The sequence below is a fragment of the Pseudomonas paracarnis genome, from assembly GCF_904063055.1.
GTDB classification, from domain to species: domain Bacteria; phylum Pseudomonadota; class Gammaproteobacteria; order Pseudomonadales; family Pseudomonadaceae; genus Aquipseudomonas; species Aquipseudomonas paracarnis.
Map to the genome: position 1 here is coordinate 1 of NZ_CAJFCN010000002.1, position 25,615 is coordinate 25,615.

Below are 25,615 nucleotides of genomic sequence, written 5' to 3' on the forward strand. Positions count from 1 at the left end.
AGGCGCGCATTCTACAGCAGCCTCATTTGCTGTCAAGTGGTTATTTTCAGAAGTTTTCGAAGATTTCGAAGATTTCTTCAACAACTTCAACCACTTGCGCTTGCGATCTCTCGTAAGCGGGAGGCGAATTCTACAGCGTTACACGCTGCTGTCAACTCCTCTTTTTCAACTTCCTTTTGGCTTCGATGAACTGAAGCAACTTGCTGTCGAGAACTGCGTAACTCATTGTTTACCAAGGAGTTTTCCGTTTCGACTGCGCCGGAAGTGGGGCGAATTATAGACAGATATAATTCGCCGTCAACACCTATTTCAGACTTATTCGGATTTGAGCGTAATTCGCGCAAATGCCTTCTTGCCCGCCTGGCAAACGTGAGTGGCGCCCAGCTCGTATATAAAGGTGCGATCAACCACCTCACCATCTATACGCACACCGCCGGCCCCCAAAAGATCACGCGCGACCGCTGAATTCTTCACCAGGCCAGCTTTATTAAGCACAGCGGCAATCGGCATCGCCTCAGCAGCAGTCAGCTCAATCTCGGGCAGATCGTCAGGCAGCTCGCCATCTTTCATGCGATTACCTGCCGCACGGTGAGCACTGGCCGCAGCCTCCTCACCATGGAAACGCGCAACGATTTCTTCAGCCAGCTTAATCTTCACATCGCGAGGATTAGCGCCCGCCTCGACATCCGCACGCAGCCCATTGATCTCGTCCATCGAGCGGAAGCTCAACAGCTCGAAGTAGCGCCACATCAGCGCATCCGGAATAGATACTAGCTTGCCGTACATCACACCCGGCGCTTCCTGGATACCGACATAGTTACCCAGGGACTTGGACATCTTCTTGACGCCATCCAAGCCCTCCAGCAATGGCATGGTCAGAATGCACTGAACCTCCTGACCATAGGCGCGCTGCAATTCACGCCCCATCAGCAGGTTGAACTTCTGATCGGTGCCACCCAGCTCGACATCCGCACGCAGCGCCACCGAGTCGTACCCTTGAACCAGCGGGTAAAGGAACTCATGAATGGCGATTGGCTGATTGGTCGAGTAGCGCTTGTCGAAGTCATCGCGCTCGAGCATGCGCGCCACAGTGTACTGGGACGTCAGGCGAATGAAATCTGCCGGCCCCATTTTGTCCATCCAGGTGGAGTTGAACGCCACCTCGGTCTTGGCCGGGTCAAGAATCTTGAATACCTGGGTCTTATAGGTCTCGGCATTATCGAGCACCTGTTCGCGAGTCAGCGGCGGGCGCGTAGCGCTCTTGCCGCTTGGATCACCGATCATCCCGGTGAAGTCACCTATAAGGAAGATGACCTGATGGCCCAACTCCTGGAACTGACGCAGCTTATTAATAAGCACGGTATGACCCAGGTGCAGATCCGGCGCGGTCGGATCAAAGCCAGCCTTGATACGCAGGGGTTGGCCACGCTTGAGCTTTTCGATCAGCTCGGCCTCGACCAACAGTTCTTCCGCACCACGTTTTATCAGCGCTAGCTGCTCTTCAACCGACTTCATAACAGACCCGCAAGGCTCAGATTCAAAAGGGAACCAACCATACAAGATCAGGGACTAATTACAAGTTTTGCCCTGCGCACGGACACCGTTCAGCAAGCCCAGCGTTCGCGAGCTTGCGCCACAGATGATTTGGTTATATTTTATACAGTTATTTCATCTTCATCATGTCATTCATCTTTTCCATTTCATCTTCAAAGTCAAAATTACTTATGACCACTGAACCGTCTAAAGCGCCGCCGCTTTACCCGAAGACCCACCTGCTCGCCGCAAGTGGTATCGCCGCCCTTCTCAGCCTGGCACTGTTGGTATTCCCTTCCAGTGACGTTGAAGCCAAACGAACATCCCTGAGCCTTGATCTGGAAAGCCCAGTTGAACAACTGACACAAGATCAAGACGCTTCCGACGCTCAACAAGCCACAAACACTGCAACTGAGTCACCTTTCGCACAGATCGAAAGCACTCCCGAAGACACCCAGCAAGCCGCCCAGGAAGCACCTGCAGCAGCCGCAGCCAAGAATCCCCAGCATCGCGAAGTCATCGTGGGCAAAGGCGATACACTATCTACCCTGTTCGAAAAGGTTGGGTTGCCTGCCGCCGCTGTAAATGAAGTGCTCGCCAGCGATAAGCAAGCCAAGCAATTCACTCAGCTCAAACGTGGCCAGAAGCTTGAATTTGAGCTGACGCCAGACGGCCAGTTGAACAACCTGCACACCAGCATCAGTGACCTGGAAAGTATCAGCCTGAGCAAAGGCGCCAAAGGCTTCGCATTCAACCGAATCACCACCAAACCCGTCATGCGTTCCGCCTACGTACACGGCGTGATCAACAGCTCCCTGTCGCAATCGGCCGCGCGTGCGGGCCTCTCGCATAGCATGACCATGGACATGGCCAGCGTATTTGGCTACGACATCGACTTCGCTCAGGACATCCGTCAAGGCGACGAATTCGACGTGATCTACGAGCAGAAAGTAGCCAACGGAAAAGTGGTCGGCACTGGCAACATTCTGTCTGCACGCTTCACCAACCGTGGCAAAACCTACACCGCCGTGCGCTACACCAACAAACAGGGCAACAGCAGCTACTACACAGCTGATGGCAACAGCATGCGCAAGGCCTTCATCCGTACCCCCGTTGACTTTGCCCGTATTAGCTCGCGTTTCTCCATGGGCCGCAAGCATCCAATTCTGAACAAAATTCGCGCGCACAAGGGTGTCGACTATGCCGCGCCGCGTGGCACGCCAATCAAAGCGGCAGGCGACGGCAAGGTCTTGTTGGCGGGGCGTCGTGGTGGTTACGGCAATACGGTGATCATCCAGCACGGCAACACGTACCGCACGCTGTACGGCCACATGCAAGGTTTTGCCAAGGGCGTCAAGACTGGCGGCAACGTGAAACAGGGCCAAGTGATCGGTTACATCGGTACCACCGGCCTCTCCACCGGCCCGCACTTGCACTATGAGTTCCAGGTCAACGGCGTACACGTCGACCCACTGGGCCAGAAGCTCCCAATGGCTGACCCGATTGCCAAGGCCGAACGCGCGCGCTTCATGCAGCAGAGCCAGCCGCTGATGGCACGGATGGATCAAGAGCGCTCCACCTTGCTGGCTTCGGCGAAGCGTTAAGGTATGCCGCTCTATATCGGTGTGATGTCCGGGACCAGCCTCGACGGCCTGGATATCGCCCTTATCGAACAAGGCGCGGCGATCAATCTGATCGCCACTCGCTATATCCCAATGCCCGACGCCTTGCGCACAGAACTGCTGAGCCTATGCGCCAGCGGCCCGGATGAAATCGCCCGCTCGGCAATTGCCCAGCAGCAATGGGTGACGCTCGCTGCACAAGGGATCATCGCCTTGCTGGAGCAACAAAACCTCAAGCCTCAGGACATTCGGGCGATTGGTAGTCATGGCCAGACGATTCGCCATGAACCCGCCCGAGGCTTCACCGTTCAGATCGGCAACCCTGCCCTACTCACCGAACTGACAGGCATCACCGTCGTCAGCGACTTCCGCAGCCGCGATGTCGCTGCCGGCGGCCAAGGCGCTCCTTTGGTTCCAGCCTTTCATGAAGCCTTGTTCGGCGAGCAGACGGGCAATCGCGCGGTATTGAATGTAGGCGGGTTCAGCAACCTCAGCCTGATCGAGACGGGCAAGCCTGTCGCCGGTTTCGACTGCGGCCCGGGGAACGTGCTGCTCGATGCCTGGATTCACCTGCAGCGCGGCGAACACTTTGATCGGGACGGGCAATGGGCGGCCAGCGGCAAGGTCCAGCCCCAGCTGCTCAATACGCTGCTCAGCGATCCGTTCTTCATGACCAAAGGCCCGAAAAGCACGGGCCGAGAGGTGTTCAACCTGGCCTGGCTGCAGCAGCACCTTGGCCGTTTGCCCACCTTTGAACCCCAAGACGTACAGGCCACCCTGCTGGAGCTGACGGCTCTGACCATCGTCGAGTCCCTGCAAAGCGCCCAGACTGACACAACAACCTTGCTGATCTGCGGCGGCGGCGCCCATAACGGGGCACTGATGGGCAGGCTGACAACGTTGCTGCCTTCCACCCATGTCAGCACTACAGCGGCCTATGGCGTAGACCCTGACTGGGTAGAGGCAATGGCCTTCGCCTGGCTGGCCCATTGCTGCCTTGAAGGCATTGCCGCCAATCGCCCCAGCGTCACTGGCGCACGTGGGCTTCGAGTGCTTGGCGCGATCTACCCCGCCTGAATCCCAGACAGCAAAACGCCGCTTGGCCCGTAAAAGCCAAGCGGCGTTTTTGTATCTGCTACCGATCAGATCGAGAACGAAGACCCGCAACCACATGTCGTGGTGGCATTAGGGTTCTTGATCACGAAACGCGAGCCTTCCAGACCTTCCTGATAATCCACCTCGGCACCTGCCAGGTATTGGAAGCTCATCGGATCCACGACCAGGCTTACACCCTCGCGCTCAACGATAGTGTCGTCATCGGCCACATCTTCATCGAAGGTAAAACCGTACTGAAACCCTGAACAACCGCCGCCCGTAACGAATACGCGCAGCTTCAAGCGATCATTACCCTCTTCATCGACCAGGCTCTTCACCTTGTGCGCAGCACCGTGGGTGAATTGCAAAGCCGTGGGGGTGAAGGACTCAACGCTCATGCTGATAATCTCCCGGCGTAGCGCCGCCATATGCGTAATGGCGGGTATTATCCGCTTCTCCTAGAAAAGCGGTCAACTATTGTTACGGTATATCAATCCGCCCAGCGACCATTAAAAATGCAAAAGGCCCGATCAAAGGGCCTTTTGCGCAACGGTGATCCCGCGCTAAGGCAACATCCCCGCGTGGGACAGGCCCAACTTCTCGTCCAGGCCGAACAGGATATTCATGTTCTGCACCGCCTGGCCCGAAGCGCCCTTGACCAAATTGTCGATCACCGACAACACCACCACCAGGTCGCCATCCTGCGGACGATGCACCGCAATACGGCACACATTGGCACCACGCACGCTGCGCGTTTCCGGATGGCTGCCGGCCGGCATCACATCGACGAACGGCTCATTGGCATAACGTTTTTCAAACAACGCCTGCAGGTCTACCGAGCGATCAGTGACAGTCGCATACAGCGTGGAGTGAATCCCGCGGATCATCGGCGTCAGGTGCGGCACGAAGGTCAGACCCACATCCTGGCCGGCAGCGCGGCGCAGGCCCTGGCGAATTTCCGGCAAGTGACGATGACCTTTTACCGCATAGGCTTTCATGCTTTCCGACGTTTCGGAGTATAGAGAACCGACCGCCGCGCCACGGCCCGCACCACTGACGCCCGACTTACAGTCGGCGATCAGCCGCGACGCATCCGCCAGGCCAGCTTCCAGCAATGGCAGGAAGCCCAATTGCGTCGCCGTCGGATAGCAACCCGGCACCGCAATCAGGCGTGCTTGCTTGATCTGCTCGCGATTGACTTCCGGCAGGCCGTAAACCGCCTCTTCCAACAGCTGCGGCGCACCATGGGGCTGGCCGTACCACTTGGCCCACTCATCGGCGTCTTGCAGGCGGAAGTCTGCCGACAAGTCGATAACCTTGGTACCGGCCGCCAGCAACTCACCGGCCAGAGCATGGGCGACACCGTGAGGCGTGGCGAAGAACACCACGTCGCAGGCACCCAGAGTCTTGGTGTCCGGCACACTGAACGCCAGACCGTCATAGTGGCCTCGCAGGTTCGGGTACATATCGGCCACGGCCAGCCCGGCTTCGGATCGGGAAGTGATGACCACCACCTCAGCTTGCGGATGCTGAGCCAACAGACGCAGCAATTCGACACCGGTGTAACCCGTGCCGCCGACGATACCGACCTTGACCATAAACCTGCCCTCAACGAACCCACTGGAAAGCCGTCGATAATAGGGGCCGTATCGTCCTGCGACAACCGTCAACGTGACGTACGGGCGCATGAGCCACTACTATCTTCGCTACCGTGAACCTGGGAATAACTAAAATGCTCTATCTATGGGTCAAAGCCTTCCATATCGTCAGCATCGTTTGCTGGTTTGCCGGGCTGTTCTACCTGCCGCGCCTGTTCGTCTACCACGCCCAAAGCGAAGACACCGTCAGCAAGGAACGCTTCAGCATCATGGAGCGCAAGTTGTACCGGGGCATCATGGGCCCGGCGATGGTTGCCACACTGGTCTTCGGCATCTGGATGCTGGCCCTCAACCCCGGCATTTTCCAGTCGGGCGCCTGGATCCACGCCAAGCTGACCCTGGTCGTCCTGCTGATTGGCTACCATCACATGTGCGGCGCACAGGTAAAGCGCTTCGCCCGTGGCGAAAACACCCGCAGCCATGTCTTTTATCGCTGGTTCAATGAAGTCCCGGTTCTGATATTGCTGGCTATCGTAATTTTGGTCGTGGTCAAACCGTTCTAACGTCAATTACTCGGGGAACCTCCAATGTCGCTGCCCGCTCTGCTGGAACAACGTCTGCGCCTGCCCGTGGTGGCCGCGCCGATGTTTCTGATCTCTAATCCGCAACTGGTCCTGGCCTGCTGTCGCAACGGGGTAGTTGGGAGTTTCCCGGCGCTCAACCAACGCGAAAGCTGTGGCTTCAAGGCCTGGCTGGAAGAAATCGAAGCGGGCCTGGCTCAGTTGGACAACCCTGCGCCCTATGCCGTGAACCTGATCGTGCACAACAGCAACCCGCGCCTGGAGGCAGACCTGGCGATCTGCGTCGAGCACAAGGTGCCCATCGTCATCACCAGTCTCGGTGCGGTAAAGGAGTTGGTGGACGCGGTTCATAGCTACGGCGGCCTGGTATTTCATGACGTCACTACCCGACGCCATGCCGAGAAAGCCGCTGAAGCGGGTGTTGATGGCCTCATTGCCGTCGCCGCTGGTGCGGGTGGCCACGCTGGCACCTGGAGCCCCTTTTCACTGATTGCCGAAATTCGCCAGTTCTTCGACAAAACCCTACTGCTGGCGGGCTGCCTTAACCATGGGCACGAAATCCTCGCCGCCCAGGTGCTGGGGGCAGACCTGGCATATTTCGGCACGCGCTTTATCGGCACCACCGAAAGCCAGGCACCGGATGCGTATAAGGAGATGCTGCTCACATCGCGCGCCGCCGACATCGTGCACACTCCAGCAGTCTCCGGCGTACCTGCCAGCTTCATGCGCCAGAGCCTGGAAAATGCCGGCTTTGACCTCGCTGCGCTTCAAGGCAAAGGTGAAGTCAACTTCGGTTCCAAGCTCAAGCCATTGAGCGATGAGGCCAAAGCGTGGAAAACTGTATGGTCTGCTGGCCAAGGCGTCGGTGAGATCAATGATGTACCCAGTGTGGATGACCTCGTTGCCCGCCTGGATGCCGAATACCGCAAAGCACGCGAGCACGCCGCGCAACTGCGCTGGCCACGCTGACCCACTGGCAGGCCTGCCGATTGGACAGGCCTGCATACTCTCCCTGATTAAGTGACAAGGATGCCCGCATGAGCGACAGCCGTTTCAAGATTGTGTTTGACGGAGCCTTGCGCCCAGGTGTCGAAAGCACCACCGCCAAGCTGAACCTCGCCGAGTTATTCAAAAGTGATGTTGAAGCGATCGAAAAGCTCTTCACCGGCCGCCCCGTCGCGCTCAAGCGCGACCTGTCCCACCCCGACGCGCAAACTTACCTCACGGCACTGCACAACGCCGGGGTCGACGCTCGCATCGAGGCCGAACAACCTGTGGCATTCAGCCTGGCAGAAACCCACGAAACAAGCTCGTCAACCGCTGACCGCGCCGCCGCCTCACCTTATGCTCCCCCACGCGCTGCCGTTGGCGACGACCTGCCGGAGTTCGCAACCCTCAAGGTCTTCACCATCCACGGGCGCATCGGGCGCCTGCGCTACCTGGCCTGGACGCTGGCACTGACCGTCGCGATGTTGGTGGCAGCGGGCATCATCAGTACGGTGGGCTTCGCGGTGGCGACAGCCTCGCCAACCATCGCCATCATTATTGGCTCACTGCTGGGTTTCGCGCTGTTTGTGGCACTGGTAGTGGTGAGCGTGCAAATCGGCGTGCAGCGCCTGCATGACCTGGGCTGGTCTGGCTGGCTGTACCTGCTCAACCTGGTTCCGCTGGTTAACAGTGTTTTCCCGCTGCTGTTGCTGGTATTGCCAGGCAACACGGGCGCCAACCAATACGGCGCGCCACCACCACGCAACTCCACTGCGGTGAAAATCCTGGCCTCGCTGTGGCTGGCGTTCATTCCCTTGATGCTCATCATCGTCGTCACCCTGGGCATGAACGGCTACCTGGACCAGCTTGAAGCCAACATGGACAGCAGCTACGAAAGCAGCTCCATCACCTCCGATGCAGACGCCGATCAAAGCGCTATCGTTGACGAAGCCGCAGCGCAAAGTGCTGACGATGCAGCCGAACCTGTAGACTCTCCAGAACAGTGAAGAAACGCCCGCCGCCTGTGACGCACTGTCATGGGCCGGCGGCGTTGCGATGGAGAAAGGCATGACCCGTTACGCTCTGATCACCGGCGCCTCCAGTGGCATCGGCCTGGCATTGGCCGAAGCCTTGGCACGGCGTGGCCGTAGCTTGATTCTGGTGGCCCGCCAGCGTGATCAGTTGGAAAGCATTGCATTGGAATTGACCCAACGCTTCGGCGTCGAGGTACTGTTTCGCGCCTGTGATTTGGGCGAGCCGCTGCGCTTGTCCGGCTTTTTGCTGGAGCTCGAAGAGGGTGAGCGACAGATCGACCTGCTGGTCAACTGCGCCGGCATCGGCACCAGCGGGCCGTTCCTGGCCCAGGACTGGATGACCGAGCAGGACCTCATCGAAGTCAACATCCTGGCCTTGACCCGCATGTGCCACGCACTGGGCAATGCCATGGCCCTGCATGGCGGCGGGCAAATCCTCAATGTGGCTTCGGTCGCGGCCTTCCAGCCTGGGCCGTGGATGAGCAGCTACTACGCCAGCAAAGCCTACGTGCTGCACTTCTCCGAAGGGTTGCGCGAGGAATTGAAGACCTGCGGCATCAAGGTTTCAGTGCTGTGCCCTGGCCCTACGCGCACCGCATTCTTCGGCACCGCGCAGATGGATACGGCGAAACTCGACCGCAGCCAGCAACTGATGAGCCCGGAAGAAGTCGCGCTCTACACCGTGCGGGCGCTGGAAAAGAACAAGGCCATCATCATTCCCGGGCGCCGCAATCGTTGGCTGACGTTCAGCCCACGCCTGAGCCCCCGCTGGCTGACCCGCAAAATTGCCGGTGCCATCAACAAGGCCTATTGCCCGCGCTGACGGCCTACGTACACTTACCTCACTTTTCACGATGGAGATACAGCTGTGGATACTCTGTTCACCAAGATCATCAACAGGGAAATACCGGCGAAGATCATCTATGAAGATGACCAAGTCCTGGCTTTTCACGATATCGCCCCCCAGGCACCAGTGCATTTCCTGGTTATCCCGAAAAAACCCATTCGTACCCTCAACGACCTGACCGAGGACGATAAGGCGCTGGCCGGCCATATCCTGTTCACCGCCCAACGCCTGGCCGTGGAACAAGGCTGCGAAAAAGGCTTTCGTGTGGTGATGAATTGCAATGAAGACGGCGGGCAAACCGTTTACCACATCCATATGCACGTGCTGGGTCAGCGCCAGATGAACTGGCCACCGGGCTGAGTGCACAAGGGCAAATTGACTCAGCACAAACGCTGGACGCTCTCTTGCGGTAAACTGGCCGCCGAGATTCTTCCCGGAGGTCAGCATGACTACCCAACGTCACTACTCGCCGATTGACCGTCTGTTGCTGCAAGCCGACATGGCCATGCGCACCCTGCTGCCGTTCAGTGGCCAGCCCTACCGCCCATCGCCCGCCATCGTGCAGCCGGATGTACAGTTGAGCGAGACCGACACCCGTCACGTCGCAGGCCTGATGCGCATCAACCATACCGGTGAAGTCTGTGCCCAGGCGCTGTACCAGGGCCAGGCGCTGACCGCCAAGTTGCCGCAAGTGCGCGTGGCGATGGAGCATGCGGCCGAGGAAGAGATCGACCACCTGGCCTGGTGCGAACAACGCATCCGCCAGTTGGGCAGCCATCCCAGCGTGCTCAACCCACTGTTTTATGGCTTGTCGTTTGGTATCGGCGCGGCTGCCGGGCTGATCAGTGACAAAGTCAGCCTGGGGTTTGTGGCCGCGACAGAACATCAGGTGTGCAAGCACCTGGATGAACACCTGGAGCAACTGCCGGCCGAAGACGAAAAGTCACGGGCCATTCTTGAGCAGATGCGCATTGACGAAGAGCACCATGCAGAAAGCGCGCTGGACGCGGGCGGCTTCCGCTTTCCAGCCCCGGTACGGTTCGGCATGAGCCTGTTGGCCAAGGTCATGACCAAAAGCACTTATCGAATCTGAACCGAAAAAAGGGCGCCCGAAGCGCCCTTTCTTTTGCCTGCTGTAATCAACCCAGCTCGATGATTTCGTAGTCGTGGGTAATGACCACGCCCGCAGCCCCCAGCATGATCGATGCTGAGCAGTACTTCTCTGCCGACAGCTCGATGGCGCGCTTGACCTGGGCTTCTTTCAGCGCCCGGCCCTTGACCACGAAATGCATATGGATCTTGGTAAAAACCTTGGGGTCTTCAGTGGCGCGTTCAGCTTCCAGGAAGGCTTCACAGCTTTCCACGGCCTGGCGGGACTTCTTCAAGATGCTGACCACGTCAAAATTGCTGCAACCGCCCACACCCAGCAGCAACATTTCCATGGGGCGTACACCCAGGTTACGACCGCCGGCTTCCGGCGGACCGTCCATGACCACCACATGGCCGCTGCCCGACTCACCGAGGAACATGGCTTCGCCCGCCCATTGGATGCGTGCCTTCATCGCCCAGACTCCACTGCTAAAAAAGGGTCGCCAGCTTAGCACAGGGCCTTGAAACAACAGCGCTCTGCATAAATTCGATAAATGACAGCGTTTGCCGCTAAATTGGCTAATCGCGACAGAAGGTGTCTGGTAAGCTGGCGCCAAATGAATGGCGCATTGCCATGACTTGTACAGCGTATATCAATGAGATGCCGCTGGATAAAAACAACGCCAACTACACCGCGCAGTCTTTTCGGGATACAACCATGGTTGCTCTTACTCCCACACCCAAGATCAAGAACCTCGACAAGCTGTTGCTGCATTGCCAGCGCCGACGTCATCCGGCCAAGCACAACATCATCTGCGCCGGCGAGCGCTCAGAAACCCTGTTTTTCATCATCAAGGGCTCAGTCACCATCCTGATCGAGGATGAGGATGGCCGTGAGATGATCATTGCCTATCTCAACGCCGGAGACTTCTTCGGGGAGCTGGGTTTGTTTGAACAAGCAGGCAAAGAGCAGGAACGCAGTGCTTGGGTACGAGCCAAAGTTGAGTGCGAAGTGGCCGAAATCAGCTATGCAAAATTTCGCGAATTGGCCCAGCATGATCCGGACATCTTGTACGCCCTGAGCGGTCAGATAGCCCAGCGCCTGCGCGACACCACCCGCAAAGTCGGCGACCTGGCGTTCTTTGATGTCACCGGCCGCGTCGCTCGCTGCCTGTTGGACCTATGCAAGCAACCCGATGCCATGACCCATCCCGACGGCATGCAGATCAAAGTCACGCGCCAGGAGATCGGACGTATTGTCGGGTGTTCACGAGAAATGGTCGGCCGCGTGCTCAAGGACTTGGAAGAACGCAACTTGGTGCACGTCAAAGGCAAGACGATGGTGGTGTTCGGTACCCGTTAAACCGGCAGGAAGCCAGCCAGCATCTGACGGTACAACGTGTCGAGCCGACGGATCGCATCCGGCGCCGTAAACGCTTCGTGCAGTGCGATATGGCTATCGGCGCGAACCCGCTGCTCCAAACCGCAGGCTTGATTGAAGCGGTTGACCGCCGCAATCAATTGCTCACGATCATTCTCCAGCAACATCGCCCCGTGCACCAACCCGACCGGGCGGCCACCGCTTTGTCGCCAACGCTGGGCAGTGCCCACCATTTTGCGGCCATTGAGGTTGACGTTGTAACGGCCGTCGCAAAAGGCACCGTCAATTTCGCCGACGGACGCATCGCCACCCAACTCGATCAACAGATCACAAATTGGTTGGCACAAGCGCTGATAGCCGGTTTCGATGCGCCCCTGGTCGCTTTCACTGCGCGGTGGGGCATAGACCAGGGCGATATTGACCGTGGCGCCGGACTGCGGCACCGGCTCACCACCGGTTTCACGCAGCAATACCGGCCAACCCGCATCGGCCGAAACCTGGCTCGCCACCGCGAATGCCGGCAGCCGGCTCAAACGGCGCGGCATGACCAGTGCTTGGTCACTGGGCTGCCAGAACAGCAATCCGAATGCCTGCTCACCCGCGCAAACGGCTGCCAATAGGTCTTGCTCGGCGGCAAGGCCTGCTTCGACAGTCATGATCACGGGCTGGAGCATCGAACACCTACCTACCTGAATAAACACAAAACCAATGTGGGAGCTGGCTTGCCTGCGATAGCGGTGTGTCAGCTACACAGAGGTTGGCTGACCCGCCGCTATCGCAGGCAAGCCAGCTCCTACAGTTCCGAGCGTATTTCAAATCAGTCTAGTGTCGAACCGCTGATCGTCGTACCGCGCTCCGGGAAGAACAAGCGCTGCAGCTCCGCCCCCGGGTTCTCTGCGCGCATAAACGTCTCGCCCACCAGGAACGAGTACACGCCACTGATTTCCATCAGTTCCACATCGGCGCGGTTGACGATGCCACTCTCGGTAATCACCAGACGATCGCGCGGGATACGCGGCAGCAGGTCGAGGGTGGTTTCGAGGCTGACGTCGAAGGTATGCAGGTTACGGTTGTTGACGCCCACCAGCGGAGTATCGAGGGTCTTCAATGCGCGCTCCAGCTCGTCGCCGTCGTGTACTTCGACCAGCACGTCCAGGCCGACGCTTTTGGCCACGGCCGCCAGCTCGGCCATCTTCACGTCATCCAATGCGGAGACAATCAGCAACACGCAGTCGGCACCCAAGGCTCGGGCTTCAACGATCTGGTACGGGTCCACCATGAAATCCTTGCGGATCACCGGCAACTTGCACGCGGCGCGCGCCTGTTGCAGAAACAGGTCTGAACCTTGGAAGTAGTCGATATCCGTCAGTACGGACAGGCAAGTCGCCCCACCCTTCTCGTAACTGACGGCGATCTCAGCGGGTACGAAGTGTTCGCGAATCACGCCTTTGCTCGGCGAGGCCTTCTTGACCTCGGCGATCACGGCCGGCTGCTTGAGCTTGGCCTGGGCGATCAAGGCATTGGCAAAGCCGCGTGGTGCCTCGGCGCTTTTCGCCTGCGCTTCCAACTCGGCCAGGCTCACGCGGGCGCGGCGCTCGGCCACTTCTTCAGCCTTGCGGGCCAGGATCTTTTCCAGAACAGTTGGCACACTCATCCTTCATTCTCCATCTTGAATACGGCGGTGAATGCTCCCAGCTCTTCGAGCTTCTCACGAGCCAGGCCGGTGTGCAGCGCATCGTGGGCCAAGGCGACACCTTCCTTGAGACTATAGGCATGGTCGGCGGCGTAAAGGGCTGCGCCAGCATTGAGCACAATCATTTCCGCAGCTTTCTGACCGTTTTCGGTCTTGCGACGCCCCAAGGCGTCACGAATCAGCTCCAGTGAAGCGGCCGGGCTTTCCACCGCCAGGCCGTGCAAGCTCTGGCTTTTCATACCCAGGTCTTCGGGCTCGACCCAATATTCGGTGACCTCGTCGTTCTTCAGCTCCGCCACGAAGGTCGGCGCCGCCAGGCTGAATTCGTCGAGGCCATCCTTGGAGTGCACCACCAGCACATGCTTGCTGCCCAAGCGTTGTAATACTTCGGCCAGCGGCCGGCACAGCGCCTGGCTGAACACGCCCACCACCTGATGCTTCACACCGGCCGGATTCGTAAGCGGGCCGAGCATGTTGAACAGGGTACGCAGGCCAAGGTCCTTGCGCGGGCCGGCAGCGTGCTTCATCGCGCCGTGATGGGACTGAGCAAACATGAAGCCAATGCCAACGCTGTCGATGCAGCGCGCTACTTGCACCGGCGTGAGGTTCAGGTAAATACCGGCAGCTTCCAGCAAGTCGGCACTGCCACTCTTGCCAGACACTGCGCGGTTCCCGTGCTTGGCGACGGTGCAACCAGCGGCGGCCACCACGAAGGATGAGGCGGTCGACACGTTGAAAATATTCGCACCGTCACCGCCGGTGCCCACTACATCGACGACGCCGTCGAGGGTCTTGAGTTCGACCTTATCCGCCAGCTCACGCATCACCGACACCGCACCGACGATTTCGTCGATGCTTTCGCTCTTCATGCGCATCGCCATCATAAAAGCGCCGATCTGAGCATCGGTGCATTGACCGGTCATGATCTCGCGCATCACATCGCTCATTTCCGCGGTGCTCAGGTCCAGATGGCCGACGATACGGCTCAGGGCAGTCTTGATATCCATGAAAAGTCCTTAGCGCGTGCCGCCGCTCTGCTTGAGAAAGTTGGCGAACAGCTCGTAGCCCTGCTCGGTCAGGATTGATTCAGGGTGAAATTGCACCCCTTCGACGTTCAATGTCTTGTGGCGCAGGCCCATGATCTCGTCGACCGAGCCGTCTTCCAATTGGGTCCAGGCGGTCAGTTCCAGGCATTCGGGCAAGGTTTCACGCTTGACCACCAGAGAGTGGTAACGGGTCACGGTCACCGGCAGGTTCAAGCCATGGAATACACCCAAATCCCGATGGAACACCGGGCTGGTCTTGCCGTGCATGACCTCGCGCGCGCGCACCACATCACCGCCAAACGCCTGGCCGATGGACTGATGGCCCAGGCAGACGCCCAGGATCGGCAGCTTGCCGGCGAAATACTGGATAGCTTCCAGAGAGATGCCCGCCTCGGTCGGCGTGCACGGGCCAGGCGAAACCACGATGCGCTCGGGGTTCAGCGCAGCGATTTCAGCAACGGTAAGTTCATCGTTGCGCACCACCTTGACCTCGGCACCCAGTTCGCCCAGGTACTGCACAACGTTGTAGGTAAAGGAGTCGTAGTTATCAATCATCAGCAACATGTGGGTTCAAACCTCTTGAATTCACTGATTTCAAATGACCGCCTTCCAAGCGTGTGACCCGCTGCCAGACGCACGTTCCGGTTGCCAGGGTGAGTTGGCAAGGGGCGTCAGACAACGGGTGAAGAAGGCAAATCGGTACAGGTCCGGCCAGGCCGGCAGAGAAAAATGTCAGGCGCGCCAACGCCAACGGGCGTGTGCCTTGACTACTCGCATCAAGAGTTTGCTGATGATCAACACGGGGAGGGTCTCATTCATACGTTCAGGCACAGTAACGTAGGCTCGCCAGCGGTGCAATATGGAGCCGCAAATACGGGGACGCAACGTAGGTGGATTCCGGATTTCCCTACAGAAAATGCCAGAAATTTTGCTAGTGTTTCACTTCCGACATAAAAACAACCCAATGGAATCTTGCATGCTCAGACCAGCGTTTTTCGCGCCCCTTGCCGGCTGCCTCCTATCATTGGCCTGCGCCCAGGCGTTCGCAGCCCCGTCACCTTATTCAACCATGGTGGTTTTCGGCGACAGCCTGGCGGATGCAGGCCAGTTTCCCGACGGTTCGGCCGGCGCCACATTGCGCTTTACCAACCGAACCGGGCCGACCTTCCAGGGTGAATACGGCCTGGTCTCATCGACCCTGCTGGGCACGAAACTGGGCGTCGCTCCCAACGACCTGAATGCTTCCACCTCACCGGTTCGCGCAGCCCAGGGTTTGCCAGACGGCAACAACTGGGCAGTGGGTGGCTACCGTACCGACAATATCCTCGACTCCATTACCTCAGTCTCCAATGCTGCGATTCCCCCAGGCAACCCCGGGGGCGGCACTGTGTTGCGCAGTCGGCAGGGCTATCTGCCGGCTAATGGTGGGAGAGCCGACCCGAACGCACTTTACTTCCTTTCCGGTGGCGGCAATGACTTCCTGCAAGGCCGGGTACTCAGCCCCGCTCAAGCGGTCGCCGCCGGTGGCAGGCTGGCGGACAGCGCCCAGGCCCTGCAACAAGCCGGCGCGCGTTACATTATGGTGTGGATGCTACCCGACCTGGGCCTGACGCCGGCCATCAACGGCACCCCACAGCAAGCAGCGACTTCGGCCCTGAGCACTATTTTCAACCAGTCCCTGGTACAGCGTCTGTCACAAGTGGATGCACAGGTTATCCCGCTGAACATCCCGCTGCTGTTGAACGAGGCCTTCGCCGATCCAGCGCGCTTCGGCCTAGCCACCGGGCAGAACCTGACGGGCACCTGCTTCAGCGGTAACAGTTGCACCGCCAACCCAACCTATGGCATCGGCGGCACCAACCCGGACCCAACCAAGCTGATCTACAACGACTCGGTCCACCCTACCGTGGCCGGGCAACGCTTGATTGCCGACTACGCCTATTCGCTACTCGCCGCGCCGTGGGAACTGACCTTGCTGCCGGAAATGGCCCAAGGCACATTGCGCGCCCACCAGGACGAGCTGCGTAACCAATGGCAAGCAGACAACGGCAGCTGGCAAGCCGTCGGCCAATGGCGCGCCATAGTGGCCGGCGGCGGCCAACGCCTGGATTTCGATGATCAGAGCAGCTCGGCCAGTGGCGACGGCAGCGGCTATAACCTGAATATCGGTGGCAGCTACCGGCTCGATGAAAACTGGCGCGTGGGCGTTGCCGCCGGCCTGTATCGGCAGACTCTCGAAGCCGGCGCCAATGATTCGGACTACAAGCTCAACAGCTATATGGGCACGGCATTCGCTCAGTATCAGCAGAACCACTGGTGGGCCGATGCCGCATTGACCGGCGGCAAGCTGGACTTTGACAGCCTCAAACGCAAGTTTGCGCTGGGTGTCAGCGAAGGCTCGGAGAAAGGTGACACCGATGGCTGGCTCTGGGCCCTGAGCGGCCGCGTGGGGTATGACATCGCCGCGCCGGGCAGCGACTGGCACCTCTCGCCGTTCATCAGCGCCGATTACGCGCGGGTTGAAGTCAATGGTTACTCGGAGAAAAGCAGCCGCTCCACCGCCCTGACCTTTGACGATCAACAACGCGACTCCAGACGCCTGGGCGTCGGCCTGCAAGGCAGCTACCGCATCACGCCGCAAACCCAGGTTTTTGGCGAAGTGGCCCACGAGCATGAGTTTGAAAATGACACCCAGAAGGTGAACATTTCGCTCAACAGCGTGCAGGGGATCGACTTCAAGCTCGACGGGTATACGCCTCGCAGTAATTCTGACCGCTTGAGCCTGGGTGTCAGCCACAAGTTGACTCAGGACCTGGCGTTGCGGGCGGCGTATAACGTGAGAAAGGATGACAACTTGACCCAGCAAGGCATCAATGTCGGACTCAGTCTGGATTTCTAAACAAATCCCAAGACCGGTGAAAAACTAATGTGGGAGCGGGCTTGCTCGCGAATACGGTGTATCAGTCACACATGTATCGACTGACACTCTGTATTCGCGAGCAAGCCCGCTCCCACATTTTTTATTCCAGCTTCAGTCTTGTGGAGTTTGCTCTGCCAATGCCACGGCACGGAACATCGCCCGACGCTTGTTGAGGGTTTCTTCCCATTCAAGGGCCGGCACCGAGTCCGCCACAATCCCGCCGCCCGCCTGCACATGCAGTTCGCCGTCCTTGATCACCGCCGTGCGGATCGCAATGGCGGTGTCCATATTGCCGTTCCAAGCAAAATACCCGACGGCGCCGCCGTAGACACCGCGCTTGACCGGCTCCAGTTCGTCGATAATTTCCATCGCACGGATCTTCGGCGCCCCCGACAATGTGCCCGCCGGCAAAATCGCTCGCAGGGCGTCCATCGCCGTCAGCCCGGCCTTCAGCTCGCCGGTAACGTTGGACACGATATGCATCACATTGGAATACCGTTCGATGACCATCTTCTCGGTCAGTTTCACCGAGCCGATTTCCGAGACACGCCCGGTGTCATTGCGCCCCAGGTCGATCAGCATCAGGTGTTCGGCAATTTCCTTTTCGTCGCTGAGCAGGTCTTCTTCCAGCGCCACGTCGGCTTCTTCGGTCGCCCCTCGGGGGCGCGTGCCGGCAATCGGGCGCACGGTGATCAGGTTGTCTTCAACCCGCACCAGCACTTCCGGCGAACTGCCCACGACGTGGAAGTCGCCGAAGTTGAAGAAGTACATATACGGCGTCGGGTTGAAGCAACGCAGTGCGCGGTACAGGTCAATCGGCGCCGCCTTGAAGTCGATGGACATGCGTTGCGACGGCACCACTTGCATGCAGTCACCGGCAAGGATGTATTCCTTGATGGTATCGACGGCGCGCTCGTAGTCATCCTGGGTAAAGCTTGAGCGGAACACCGGGTCGGCCGCCGGGGGGCGGCTGAGGTCCAGGCCGCGACGCGGGGTGATCGGCTGGCGAAGTTTTTCCAGCAACGCTTCCAGGTTGGCCTGGCCTTGTTCGAAGGCATCAGCCTGGGCGGGGTCGGCGAGGACAATCGCATGCATCTTGCCGGCGAGGTTGTCGAACACCACCACCGCGTCGGACACCATCAGCAAAATGTCCGGCACCCCCAGCGGGTCCGGGTTCGGGCATTTGCCCAGGCGTTTTTCCACATAGCGCACGCAGTCATACCCGAAGTACCCCACCAGGCCGCCATTGAAGCGCGGCAGGCCAGCAATGGTCGGCACGTTGTAGCGCGCCTTGAAGGTTTCGACAAAGGCCAGCGGGTCTTCTACGTCATGGCTTTCGATCTCCACGCCGTCATGGGTGATGCTCACATGATGGTCGTGCACCCGCAGCACCGTGCGGCATGGCAGGCCAATGATCGAGTAACGGCCCCACTTCTCGCCGCCTTGTACCGACTCAAGCAGGTAAGAGTTGGGCTCATCGGCCAGCTTCAGGTAGATCGACAGCGGCGTATCGAAGTCGGCCAGGGTTTCGCAAGCCATGGGGATACGGTTGTAGCCGGCAGCGGCCAAACGCAGGAATTCTTCGCGGGTCATGAGGTGCCTCGTGGTGTGAGGGTCAAGTCAGGTAGGCAAACGTGCCGCACACGCGGCCTGGATCAGTCAGGCGCGCCAACGCCAGCGGGCCAGGGCCTTGATGACTTTCATCCAGAGTTTGCGAGTGACCACCACGATGGAATTTCCAGAAGGGGACGAATCAATGTCGGGCAACGTTATCTCAGCGCCCGCGCCCAAGCAACCGGGGATTAGCAGTCGCAGGTCATCAATGACCAGAGCGGGGGACTCCTCCGCAATCGGCCGGCCATGGTTGTAACCATAACTCAAGGCCACGCACTGCACGCCCGCCGCTTTAGCCGCCAACACATCACTGCGCGAATCGCCGACAAACAGCGACTGAGACGCCGGAATATTGGCCATTTTCATTACGAAAAACAGGGCCGCAGGGTCTGGTTTTTTCTGCGGCAAGGTATCGCCGCCGATGATCCAGCGGAAGTAGCGCCCGATTTTCATCTGGTCCAACAACGGCGCAACGAAGCGCTCCGGCTTGTTGGTGATCAGGGCCATTTCCACGCCCTGCTTGCTCAACCACTTGAGGGTGTCACGCACGCCGGGGTAAACCACGGTCAGTTCGTGGCTGCTTTCGTAAGCGGCATTGAACAGCTCCAAGGCATGTTCTGCCTCGACCTCATCCACGCCCGTGGCATCGATGTCGTTGGCCAGGGCCCGGCGCACCAACATCGGCGCGCCATTGCCGACCCACTTGCGCACTGACTCGATGCCTGCCGGTTTGCGCCCCAGCTTGAGCAGCATCTGGTCCACCGCGGCCGCCAGGTCGGGCACCGAGTCGATCAAGGTACCGTCCAGATCGAACATCACCAGCCGTGGCAATTTGCCGGGGAACAACTGCTCAAAACCGCTCATGGACGCGCCAGCGCCAGTTCGGCACGCATCTTGTCAATGACGGCCTGGTAGTCCGGGGCATTGAAAATCGCCGAGCCGGCCACGAAGGTATCGGCACCCGCTGCGGCGATCTCACGGATATTGTTGACGTTAACGCCGCCGTCAATCTCCAGGCGAATGTCACGCCCCGACGCATCAATCAGCGCACGGGCCTCACGCAGCTTGTTCAAGGTGCCAGGGATGAACTTCTGCCCGCCGAAGCCTGGGTTGACGCTCATCAGCAAGACCATGTCGACCTTGTCCATCACGTACTCAAGCACGCTCAGCGGAGTGGCCGGGTTGAATACCAGGCCCGCCTTGCAGCCGCCTTCGCGGATCAGTTGCAAGGTGCGGTCAACGTGCAATGTAGCTTCCGGGTGGAAGGTGATGTAAGTCGCACCCGCCTCGATGAAGTCACCGACGATACGGTCTACCGGACTGACCATCAGGTGCGCATCAATCGGCGCGGTGATGCCGTACTTGCGCAACGCGGCGCACACCATCGGGCCGATGGTCAGGTTGGGTACGTAGTGGTTGTCCATGACATCGAAGTGCACGAAGTCGGCACCGGCGGCCAACACCTTGTCCACTTCCTCACCCAGGCGGGCGAAGTCGGCAGAGAGAATCGATGGAGCAATGACGAAGGGCTGCATGACGCACCTTTTTTGAGCTAAATCACGATGGCGCGCATTGTATACCTCATGCTTTGCTGCGCGCACCGTGACCTATCTCAACGGTTAGTAAGCTGCCCGGTAGATTTTTTCGATATCGGCGGCGCTGAGCTTGCGCGGGTTGTTACGCATCAAGCGTTCAATGCCTGCAGCTTCGCTGGCCATGGCCGGGATGGCGTCCTCGGGCACGCCGAAACTGCGCAGGCCGGACGGGATCTCCACTGCCGCACATAACCGCGTCATCGCCTCTACAGCCTGGTCGGCAGCGTCATTCACACTCAGCCCGGCGATATTGACGCCCATGGCCTGGGCGATGTCCTGCATACGCTCGACGCAGGCCAATTTGTTCCAGTGCATGACATACGGCAGCAACAGCGCATTACTGACGCCATGGGCAATATTGAAGCGCCCACCCAACGGGTACGCCAGCGCATGCACGGCACCGACGCCCGCGTTGCCAAAGGCCATGCCGGCCATCAGGCTGGCGGTGGCCATGTCGTCACGGGCCTGCAGGTTGGCCGGGTTGGCGTAAGCCTTGGGCAACGCGCTGGCAATCAATCTGATCGCACCGATGGCCAGGGCGTCGGTAATCGGCGAGGCATGCAGCGACAGGTAGGACTCGATGGCATGCACCAAGGCGTCCACGCCACTGGCGGCCGTGACACCTCGCGGGCAGGTCAAGGTCATTTGCGGGCTGATCAGCGCGACATCCGGCAGCAAGTAATCGCTGACGATGCCTTTTTTCAGCTGTGCAGCCTTGTCGGACAGTATCGCCACATTGGTCACCTCCGAGCCGGTACCGGCCGTGGTGGGGATGGCGATCAACGGCGGGCCTTTGCGCGGCACCTGATCGACGCCAAACAAGTCCGCCAGCGCGCCGTGATAACCGGCATAGGCCGCCACGCTCTTGGCGATGTCGATGGCACTGCCGCCGCCCACACCGATCAGGCCGTCATGCCCCCCTTCGCGGTACGCACGCATGCAGTCTTCGACGATGGCAATTTCCGGATCGGGCAGCACGCGGTCGAAGATTTCGTAGGCTCGATCACCCAGATGCTCCAAGGCCAGCGCCACGGTACCGGACTGGACCAGCGCGGCGTCAGTGACGATCAGTGGGTTATCCACATCCAGGCGCGTGAGTTCGGCAGCCAGTTGTTCGATGGCACCTGCACCGGTCAGCAGTTTGTGGGCGATCTTGAATGAGGAAGTACTCATGTGCGCGGCCTCTTATGAATGATGGGCTGGCACAAGAATAGCTGCCCCTGGCGTGTTGTCTGCCATTCATTGGTTGAATGGCCGCGCCGCGACCATCAAGACAGCTAACAAACCGCCGATAGCCTGTCGATAGCGAGAACCGCGCCTCATACCCCTGACAAATACCGACCAACCCATTAGGCTGCTGGAATCACTTCTGGCCGGGAATCAACGATGCTTTTTCTTCACCGTTCGGCACTGCCAGCATTGTGCCTGTCACTGCTGTTTACCAGCGTCTTGCCTGTTCAGGCCGAGGATGCACCCTCGCCTGCCGTCGAAAAACCGGCTGAACGCCAGGCCTTGCCCGAGCGTAGCCAGCAAGAAGCCAGTGCGCTCGAACGGCAGGTGCCGCAGCAGGAGCAACAGCAATTGCAAGCTGGTAGCGATTCGTTCCTGGCGCTATGGAAACCCGCCAACAGCGCCGAAGCCGAGGGTGTGGTGATTCTCATACCAGGTGCCGGAGAGAACGCGGACTGGCCGCAGGCCATCGCGCCTCTGCGGCGCAAGTTGCCGGACGCTGCCTGGGGCACCCTCAGCCTGTCATTGCCTGACGTCAGTGTGGACACCCTGCCGCCACGGCTCATCGAACCGCCGAAAGCGGCGGTCGATACCAGCAGCAAGGAAGGCAGCACCGCTGCCAAGCCGGTCGAACAGGCCGCCAGTGCCGAGGCCGAGGGCACAGACCCGGCGGTGGTGCCGGGGGCGGATGAACAGGACAAGACCGACGCCAAGCGCATCTTCGACCGTATCGACGCCGCCGTCGCCTTCGCCCAGACCCAAAGCGCCCGCAGCGTGGTGTTGCTCGGCCATGGCACCGGGGCCTGGTGGGCGGCACGCTACCTCAGCGAGAAACAACCCTCCCAGGTGCAGAGGTTGGTGATGGTGGCCGGCAAGACGCCTGCGGCTCGCCAACCGGACCTGCAACAACTGGCGCCGGCCTTGAAGGTGCCCACGGCGGATGTGTTCTATCAAGGCGCCCAGGATCGCAAGAACGCCCTGGAGCGACTCCAGGCGGCCAAGCGCTCGAAGAATGACAGCTATAAGCAGGTGTCGCTCACGGCGTTACCCGGCAATAGCGCGGCGGAGCAAGAGCAGTTGTACCGCAGGGTTCGCGGGTGGCTGAGCCCGAAGGGCAGCGCAGACTGATCACATAGTCGACCATGTCGCACAACGATGTGGCAGGGGCAAGCCCCCTCCCACATGGCGTTGAGTGGCGATAGTCTCAACGAAAATCCCGCCGCTCGCGAATCAGCGCATAGGCGTTATGCAACTCTCGGGTTCGTTCGGTCGCCTCCCGCACTTGCGCGGGGCTGGCACCCGTGCCGGCGATCTTGTCCGGATGGTGACGGCTGAGCAGGCGGCGGTAGGCGCGCTTGATCACCGAAGGCTCAGTGGTTGCCGTCACCCCCAGGATACGCAACGCCTCCTGATAGGCACCGCCACGATTGGCCAATGGCTTGCGCTCCGGCGCGTAATCGGTCGCCAATGCCTGAAGCTGCTGTGGCGTCCAGCCCAACCACTTGCCCCACTGGTCGATCAGGTCGCGCTCGGCAGCATCCGCTCGACCGTCCGCCCACGCCATGCGCCAACAGGCGCGCAGCACGCCTTCCGCCGCATGGGGCTGCGTCTTGAGCACCCGCAGGTAACGGCGAACCCGGTCGCTGCCGGACTTGCCCCGGTTGAAGGCGCTGATCGCGCGGCGCTGGGCCGGCTCACTCATGTCCAGTGCGCGCATCTCCTGGCGCGCTTGCTGGATATGCCCATCGACAACCCGGCCATTACTCTTGGCCAGGCGTCCCAGCAGCACAAACAACAGTTCGTCGTTGCGCAAGGCCGGGCGCCCACCCAAGCGTTCACGTAACTGCGCCCAGCTGTGCAGTTGCAGACGGCGATCCAGCGCCTGCCCCAGCAATGCCCCCAACAGAGCCCCCGGAATACTGGCAATGGCAAAGCCAGCCCCGGCGCCGATCAGCGTCCCTGGCCACAACATCCTACTGCCCCGCTGTCAGCAAGGTTTCGACCTGCGCCAGTCGCTCCAGCGTCCCCACATCCACCCAGCGTCCTGCCATGTGCTCCCCCGTTACCAAACCTTTGGCCATGGCCTCGCGCAAAAGCGGGGCCAGCTTGAAGGCACCGGCGCTGCAACCCGCGAACAACTTGGGGTCGAGCACTGAAATGCCACTGAAGGTCAGGTTATCGGCACCGGGCGCGGCATCATGAAGCACACCGTGATCCAGGTAGAAATCCCCGCCCGACGGGTGGTGCGCAGGGTTGTCGACCATCACCAAGTGCGCCAGGCCCCGGATCGGCTGCTTGAGCTGGGTGAAATCGTAGTCAGTCCAGATATCGCCATTGACCACGAGAAACGGTTCGTCGCCCAGCAGCGGCAATGCCTGGAATATGCCGCCCCCCGTTTCCAGCGGTTCACCCTCCGGGGAGTAGCGGATGCGCAGACCGAACTGGGCACCGTCGCCCAGGTAGCTTTCGATCTGCTCGCCGAGCCAGGCGTGGTTGATCACGATCTCGGTAAAACCGGCCTTCGCCAAGGCTTCAAGGTGATACTCGATCAGCCGCTTGCCGCCGGCTTGCACCAGCGGCTTGGGCGTATGCAGGGTGAGCGGGCGCATGCGCTCGCCCTTGCCCGCCGCCAGGATCATCGCCTTCATACGCTGGCCTCAGCAGGTTCGCGCAGGCTGGCGAGTAACTCGCCCAGGTCACTCAACTCGGGTCGGTCGGCCAGCACCGCTTCTATATAAGCAAAGAAACGCGGCACGTCGGCCAGGTAGCGTGGTTTGCCGTCGCGGTGGCAGATACGCGAAAAGATGCCGATAACCTTGAGGTGACGCTGCACGCCCATCAGGTCGCTGGCACGCAGGAACTCCTCAAAGTCGTCCTGTACTGGAATCCCCAACTGTCCGGCACGCTGCCAATAGCCACGCTGCCATTCGCGCACGCGGGCCTGGGGCCAACTGAGGAAGGCGTCCTTGAACAGGCAGGTGATGTCATAGGTCACCGGGCCGTAGACCGCGTCCTGGAAATCCAGCACGCCAGGGCTTGGCTCACTGATCATCAGGTTGCGCGGCATGTAGTCGCGGTGCACCAGCACCTTGGGCTGGGCCAGGGCGCTGTCGATCAACTGCTGGCTGGCACGTTGCCAGAGGGCTTGTTGCTCAGGGTCGAGGTCGATGCCCAAGTGACGGCGCACATACCATTCCGGGAACAGCTCCAGCTCGCGACGCAATAAAGCCACGTCATAGCTGGGCAACGGTGCATCCATCGGCAATTGCTGGAAAGCCAGCAGCGCGTCGATGGCATCGGCAAATAATTGGTCGGCATTTTCACCGTCAATCACGTCCAGATAGGTTTTTGTGCCCAGGTCATTGAGCAAAAGAAAGCCACGGGGCAAATCTTCTGCATAAATTTTTGGCACATTTATTCCCGATTTCGCGAGCAAATGCGCAATATCGACGAAAGGTTTGCAGTTTTCCTGGGGGGGTGGCGCGTCCATGACGACGAACGTATGGGCACCGCCCTCCCATCGGAAGTAACGCCTGAAACTCGCGTCGCTGCTGGCCGCGGTCAATGTGGCCGGGGGCACGGGGCCCCAGTCCTGAGCGTTGAAAAGAATCGGCAACTGCTCATCCAGCCAGACTTCCAGCTGTTGTAAACGTAGATCGTGCTCGGGCATTACAAGGGTCTCCGACGGCGCTAGCCGTCAAGCGGGGCATGCTTTATTATCACGCATCTTTTTCAGACCATCGAGAGGCG

Annotated in this window: 27 protein-coding genes; 12 read left to right on the forward strand and 15 right to left on the reverse strand. The window is 59.8% G+C overall.

Annotated features, from left to right (window positions below; genetic code table 11):
- Positions 1 to 280: hypothetical protein (locus JMV15_RS28260; RefSeq protein ID WP_235991931.1), on the forward strand; the 280-nt coding region annotated here is incomplete at its 5' end.
- Between the two features lie 35 nt (positions 281 to 315).
- Here JMV15_RS28260 and tyrS read toward each other — a convergent pair.
- Complete coding sequence (gene tyrS, locus JMV15_RS04610; protein ID WP_058410095.1) at positions 316 to 1,515, reverse strand: tyrosine--tRNA ligase; 1,200 nt, start codon at positions 1,513 to 1,515, stop codon at positions 316 to 318.
- 209 nt (positions 1,516 to 1,724) lie between these two features.
- Here tyrS and JMV15_RS04615 point away from each other — a divergent pair, with 209 nt between their 5' ends.
- A complete protein-coding gene (locus tag JMV15_RS04615) occupies positions 1,725 to 3,137 on the forward strand; it encodes a peptidoglycan DD-metalloendopeptidase family protein (protein ID WP_014720159.1) in 1,413 nt (470 codons plus the stop codon).
- 3 nt (positions 3,138 to 3,140) lie between these two features.
- Positions 3,141 to 4,232: an anhydro-N-acetylmuramic acid kinase gene (locus tag JMV15_RS04620; protein WP_014720160.1), complete on the forward strand. Its 1,092-nt coding sequence runs from the start codon at positions 3,141 to 3,143 to the stop codon at positions 4,230 to 4,232.
- Positions 4,233 to 4,297: 65 nt separating this feature from the next.
- Here the strand turns inward: JMV15_RS04620 and erpA are convergent, their stop codons facing one another.
- Together erpA and argC are read right to left on the reverse strand one after the other, a co-directional pair.
- A complete protein-coding gene (erpA, locus tag JMV15_RS04625; protein WP_003176443.1) occupies positions 4,298 to 4,648 on the reverse strand; it encodes an iron-sulfur cluster insertion protein ErpA in 351 nt (116 codons plus the stop codon).
- Positions 4,649 to 4,813: 165 nt separating this feature from the next.
- Entirely contained in the window at positions 4,814 to 5,848 is a 1,035-nt protein-coding gene (gene argC, locus JMV15_RS04630) for an N-acetyl-gamma-glutamyl-phosphate reductase (protein WP_014720162.1), read from the reverse strand.
- A gap of 134 nt (positions 5,849 to 5,982) precedes the next feature.
- Between argC and hemJ the strand changes: the two genes are divergently transcribed.
- The 6 genes from hemJ (at position 5,983) to coq7 (ending at position 10,390) form a co-directional block, all read left to right on the forward strand.
- The gene (gene hemJ / locus JMV15_RS04635; protein WP_003194674.1) at positions 5,983 to 6,411 is read left to right on the forward strand and encodes a protoporphyrinogen oxidase HemJ; all 429 of its coding nucleotides are present in this window, start codon (positions 5,983 to 5,985) and stop codon (positions 6,409 to 6,411) included.
- Between the two features lie 24 nt (positions 6,412 to 6,435).
- Complete coding sequence (locus JMV15_RS04640) at positions 6,436 to 7,398, forward strand: NAD(P)H-dependent flavin oxidoreductase (RefSeq protein ID WP_038451719.1); 963 nt, start codon at positions 6,436 to 6,438, stop codon at positions 7,396 to 7,398.
- A 68-nt stretch (positions 7,399 to 7,466) separates the two neighbouring features.
- Positions 7,467 to 8,423: a DUF805 domain-containing protein gene (locus tag JMV15_RS04645; protein ID WP_032903899.1), complete on the forward strand. Its 957-nt coding sequence runs from the start codon at positions 7,467 to 7,469 to the stop codon at positions 8,421 to 8,423.
- Between the two features lie 61 nt (positions 8,424 to 8,484).
- Positions 8,485 to 9,273, forward strand: a complete 789-nt coding sequence (locus JMV15_RS04650; protein ID WP_003194680.1) for an SDR family NAD(P)-dependent oxidoreductase — start codon at positions 8,485 to 8,487, stop codon at positions 9,271 to 9,273.
- Positions 9,274 to 9,318: 45 nt separating this feature from the next.
- Positions 9,319 to 9,657 (forward strand): histidine triad nucleotide-binding protein, encoded by a 339-nt coding sequence (locus tag JMV15_RS04655; protein ID WP_003194682.1) that lies wholly within the window; start codon positions 9,319 to 9,321, stop codon positions 9,655 to 9,657.
- An 85-nt stretch (positions 9,658 to 9,742) separates the two neighbouring features.
- Positions 9,743 to 10,390, forward strand: coding sequence for a 2-polyprenyl-3-methyl-6-methoxy-1,4-benzoquinone monooxygenase (gene coq7, locus JMV15_RS04660; RefSeq protein WP_014720165.1), 648 nt, complete (start codon positions 9,743 to 9,745; stop codon positions 10,388 to 10,390).
- 46 nt (positions 10,391 to 10,436) lie between these two features.
- Here the strand turns inward: coq7 and JMV15_RS04665 are convergent, their stop codons facing one another.
- A complete protein-coding gene (locus JMV15_RS04665; protein WP_003194686.1) occupies positions 10,437 to 10,859 on the reverse strand; it encodes an OsmC family protein in 423 nt (140 codons plus the stop codon).
- Between the two features lie 245 nt (positions 10,860 to 11,104).
- Between JMV15_RS04665 and crp the strand changes: the two genes are divergently transcribed.
- Complete coding sequence (gene crp / locus JMV15_RS04670) at positions 11,105 to 11,749, forward strand: cAMP-activated global transcriptional regulator CRP (RefSeq protein WP_014720166.1); 645 nt, start codon at positions 11,105 to 11,107, stop codon at positions 11,747 to 11,749.
- On the opposite strand, the gene JMV15_RS04675 is transcribed toward crp, so the two are convergent.
- The 4 genes from JMV15_RS04675 to JMV15_RS04690 form a co-directional block, all read right to left on the reverse strand.
- Positions 11,746 to 12,441 (reverse strand): lipoate--protein ligase family protein, encoded by a 696-nt coding sequence (locus tag JMV15_RS04675; protein WP_014720167.1) that lies wholly within the window; start codon positions 12,439 to 12,441, stop codon positions 11,746 to 11,748. The two genes, crp and JMV15_RS04675, sit on opposite strands and share 4 nt — an antisense overlap.
- Positions 12,442 to 12,584: 143 nt before the next feature.
- Positions 12,585 to 13,421 (reverse strand): indole-3-glycerol phosphate synthase TrpC, encoded by an 837-nt coding sequence (gene trpC, locus JMV15_RS04680; protein ID WP_201491309.1) that lies wholly within the window; start codon positions 13,419 to 13,421, stop codon positions 12,585 to 12,587.
- Positions 13,418 to 14,467 (reverse strand): anthranilate phosphoribosyltransferase, encoded by a 1,050-nt coding sequence (gene trpD, locus JMV15_RS04685; RefSeq protein WP_003194694.1) that lies wholly within the window; start codon positions 14,465 to 14,467, stop codon positions 13,418 to 13,420. Before trpD ends, trpC begins: the two co-directional genes overlap by 4 nt.
- Before the next feature lie 9 nt (positions 14,468 to 14,476).
- A complete protein-coding gene (locus tag JMV15_RS04690) occupies positions 14,477 to 15,070 on the reverse strand; it encodes an aminodeoxychorismate/anthranilate synthase component II (protein WP_014720169.1) in 594 nt (197 codons plus the stop codon).
- 412 nt (positions 15,071 to 15,482) lie between these two features.
- Here JMV15_RS04690 and estP point away from each other — a divergent pair, with 412 nt between their 5' ends.
- Positions 15,483 to 17,405, forward strand: coding sequence for an esterase EstP (gene estP, locus JMV15_RS04695; protein WP_069868794.1), 1,923 nt, complete (start codon positions 15,483 to 15,485; stop codon positions 17,403 to 17,405).
- A gap of 132 nt (positions 17,406 to 17,537) precedes the next feature.
- On the opposite strand, the gene trpE is transcribed toward estP, so the two are convergent.
- From trpE to JMV15_RS04715, 4 genes are all read right to left on the reverse strand, one after another.
- Complete coding sequence (gene trpE, locus JMV15_RS04700) at positions 17,538 to 19,019, reverse strand: anthranilate synthase component I (RefSeq protein ID WP_019817793.1); 1,482 nt, start codon at positions 19,017 to 19,019, stop codon at positions 17,538 to 17,540.
- Positions 19,020 to 19,085: 66 nt separating this feature from the next.
- Positions 19,086 to 19,904 (reverse strand): phosphoglycolate phosphatase, encoded by an 819-nt coding sequence (locus JMV15_RS04705; RefSeq protein ID WP_014720172.1) that lies wholly within the window; start codon positions 19,902 to 19,904, stop codon positions 19,086 to 19,088.
- Positions 19,901 to 20,575 carry a ribulose-phosphate 3-epimerase gene (gene rpe, locus JMV15_RS04710; protein WP_003194703.1) on the reverse strand — a complete coding sequence of 225 codons (675 nt, stop codon included), beginning with the start codon at positions 20,573 to 20,575 and terminating at the stop codon, positions 19,901 to 19,903. Before rpe ends, JMV15_RS04705 begins: the two co-directional genes overlap by 4 nt.
- Before the next feature lie 84 nt (positions 20,576 to 20,659).
- Positions 20,660 to 21,808: an iron-containing alcohol dehydrogenase gene (locus JMV15_RS04715; protein ID WP_014720173.1), complete on the reverse strand. Its 1,149-nt coding sequence runs from the start codon at positions 21,806 to 21,808 to the stop codon at positions 20,660 to 20,662.
- A 213-nt stretch (positions 21,809 to 22,021) separates the two neighbouring features.
- On the opposite strand from JMV15_RS04715, the gene JMV15_RS04720 reads away from it, so the two are divergent.
- Entirely contained in the window at positions 22,022 to 22,993 is a 972-nt protein-coding gene (locus JMV15_RS04720) for an alpha/beta hydrolase family protein (protein WP_038451730.1), read from the forward strand.
- 76 nt (positions 22,994 to 23,069) lie between these two features.
- Here the strand turns inward: JMV15_RS04720 and JMV15_RS04725 are convergent, their stop codons facing one another.
- The 3 genes from JMV15_RS04725 to JMV15_RS04735 are packed head-to-tail and all read right to left on the reverse strand — an operon-like array spanning position 23,070 to position 25,535.
- Positions 23,070 to 23,837, reverse strand: a complete 768-nt coding sequence (locus JMV15_RS04725; protein ID WP_014720175.1) for a TerB family tellurite resistance protein — start codon at positions 23,835 to 23,837, stop codon at positions 23,070 to 23,072.
- Between the two features lies 1 nt (position 23,838).
- Complete coding sequence (murU, locus tag JMV15_RS04730) at positions 23,839 to 24,513, reverse strand: N-acetylmuramate alpha-1-phosphate uridylyltransferase MurU (RefSeq protein WP_034128818.1); 675 nt, start codon at positions 24,511 to 24,513, stop codon at positions 23,839 to 23,841.
- Entirely contained in the window at positions 24,510 to 25,535 is a 1,026-nt protein-coding gene (locus tag JMV15_RS04735; RefSeq protein WP_014720177.1) for an aminoglycoside phosphotransferase family protein, read from the reverse strand. The genes murU and JMV15_RS04735 overlap by 4 nt, the downstream gene beginning before the upstream one ends.
- Between the last annotated feature and the right edge of the window lie 80 nt (positions 25,536 to 25,615).

Bases quoted from the DNA above. Each gene is read 5' to 3' on its own strand.
- JMV15_RS04645 (WP_032903899.1), top strand. From the start codon at position 7,467: ATGAGCGACAGCCGTTTCAAGATTGTGTTTGACGGAGCCTTGCGCCCA.
- murU (WP_034128818.1), bottom strand. From the start codon at position 24,513: ATGAAGGCGATGATCCTGGCGGCGGGCAAGGGCGAGCGCATGCGCCCG.
- JMV15_RS04615 (WP_014720159.1), top strand. From the start codon at position 1,725: ATGACCACTGAACCGTCTAAAGCGCCGCCGCTTTACCCGAAGACCCAC.
- tyrS (WP_058410095.1), bottom strand. From the start codon at position 1,515: ATGAAGTCGGTTGAAGAGCAGCTAGCGCTGATAAAACGTGGTGCGGAA.
- estP (WP_069868794.1), top strand. From the start codon at position 15,483: ATGCTCAGACCAGCGTTTTTCGCGCCCCTTGCCGGCTGCCTCCTATCA.
- JMV15_RS04735 (WP_014720177.1), bottom strand. From the start codon at position 25,535: ATGCCCGAGCACGATCTACGTTTACAACAGCTGGAAGTCTGGCTGGAT.
- argC (WP_014720162.1), bottom strand. From the start codon at position 5,848: ATGGTCAAGGTCGGTATCGTCGGCGGCACGGGTTACACCGGTGTCGAA.
- trpC (WP_201491309.1), bottom strand. From the start codon at position 13,421: ATGAGTGTGCCAACTGTTCTGGAAAAGATCCTGGCCCGCAAGGCTGAA.
- JMV15_RS04665 (WP_003194686.1), bottom strand. From the start codon at position 10,859: ATGAAGGCACGCATCCAATGGGCGGGCGAAGCCATGTTCCTCGGTGAG.
- coq7 (WP_014720165.1), top strand. From the start codon at position 9,743: ATGACTACCCAACGTCACTACTCGCCGATTGACCGTCTGTTGCTGCAA.
- JMV15_RS04690 (WP_014720169.1), bottom strand. From the start codon at position 15,070: ATGTTGCTGATGATTGATAACTACGACTCCTTTACCTACAACGTTGTG.
- JMV15_RS04640 (WP_038451719.1), top strand. From the start codon at position 6,436: ATGTCGCTGCCCGCTCTGCTGGAACAACGTCTGCGCCTGCCCGTGGTG.
- JMV15_RS04620 (WP_014720160.1), top strand. From the start codon at position 3,141: ATGCCGCTCTATATCGGTGTGATGTCCGGGACCAGCCTCGACGGCCTG.
- erpA (WP_003176443.1), bottom strand. From the start codon at position 4,648: ATGAGCGTTGAGTCCTTCACCCCCACGGCTTTGCAATTCACCCACGGT.
- rpe (WP_003194703.1), bottom strand. From the start codon at position 20,575: ATGCAGCCCTTCGTCATTGCTCCATCGATTCTCTCTGCCGACTTCGCC.
- trpD (WP_003194694.1), bottom strand. From the start codon at position 14,467: ATGGATATCAAGACTGCCCTGAGCCGTATCGTCGGCCATCTGGACCTG.
- crp (WP_014720166.1), top strand. From the start codon at position 11,105: ATGGTTGCTCTTACTCCCACACCCAAGATCAAGAACCTCGACAAGCTG.
- JMV15_RS04725 (WP_014720175.1), bottom strand. From the start codon at position 23,837: ATGTTGTGGCCAGGGACGCTGATCGGCGCCGGGGCTGGCTTTGCCATT.
- hemJ (WP_003194674.1), top strand. From the start codon at position 5,983: ATGCTCTATCTATGGGTCAAAGCCTTCCATATCGTCAGCATCGTTTGC.
- JMV15_RS04705 (WP_014720172.1), bottom strand. From the start codon at position 19,904: ATGAGCGGTTTTGAGCAGTTGTTCCCCGGCAAATTGCCACGGCTGGTG.
- JMV15_RS04650 (WP_003194680.1), top strand. From the start codon at position 8,485: ATGACCCGTTACGCTCTGATCACCGGCGCCTCCAGTGGCATCGGCCTG.
- JMV15_RS04675 (WP_014720167.1), bottom strand. From the start codon at position 12,441: ATGCTCCAGCCCGTGATCATGACTGTCGAAGCAGGCCTTGCCGCCGAG.
- JMV15_RS04715 (WP_014720173.1), bottom strand. From the start codon at position 21,808: ATGAGTACTTCCTCATTCAAGATCGCCCACAAACTGCTGACCGGTGCA.
- JMV15_RS04720 (WP_038451730.1), top strand. From the start codon at position 22,022: ATGCTTTTTCTTCACCGTTCGGCACTGCCAGCATTGTGCCTGTCACTG.
- trpE (WP_019817793.1), bottom strand. From the start codon at position 19,019: ATGACCCGCGAAGAATTCCTGCGTTTGGCCGCTGCCGGCTACAACCGT.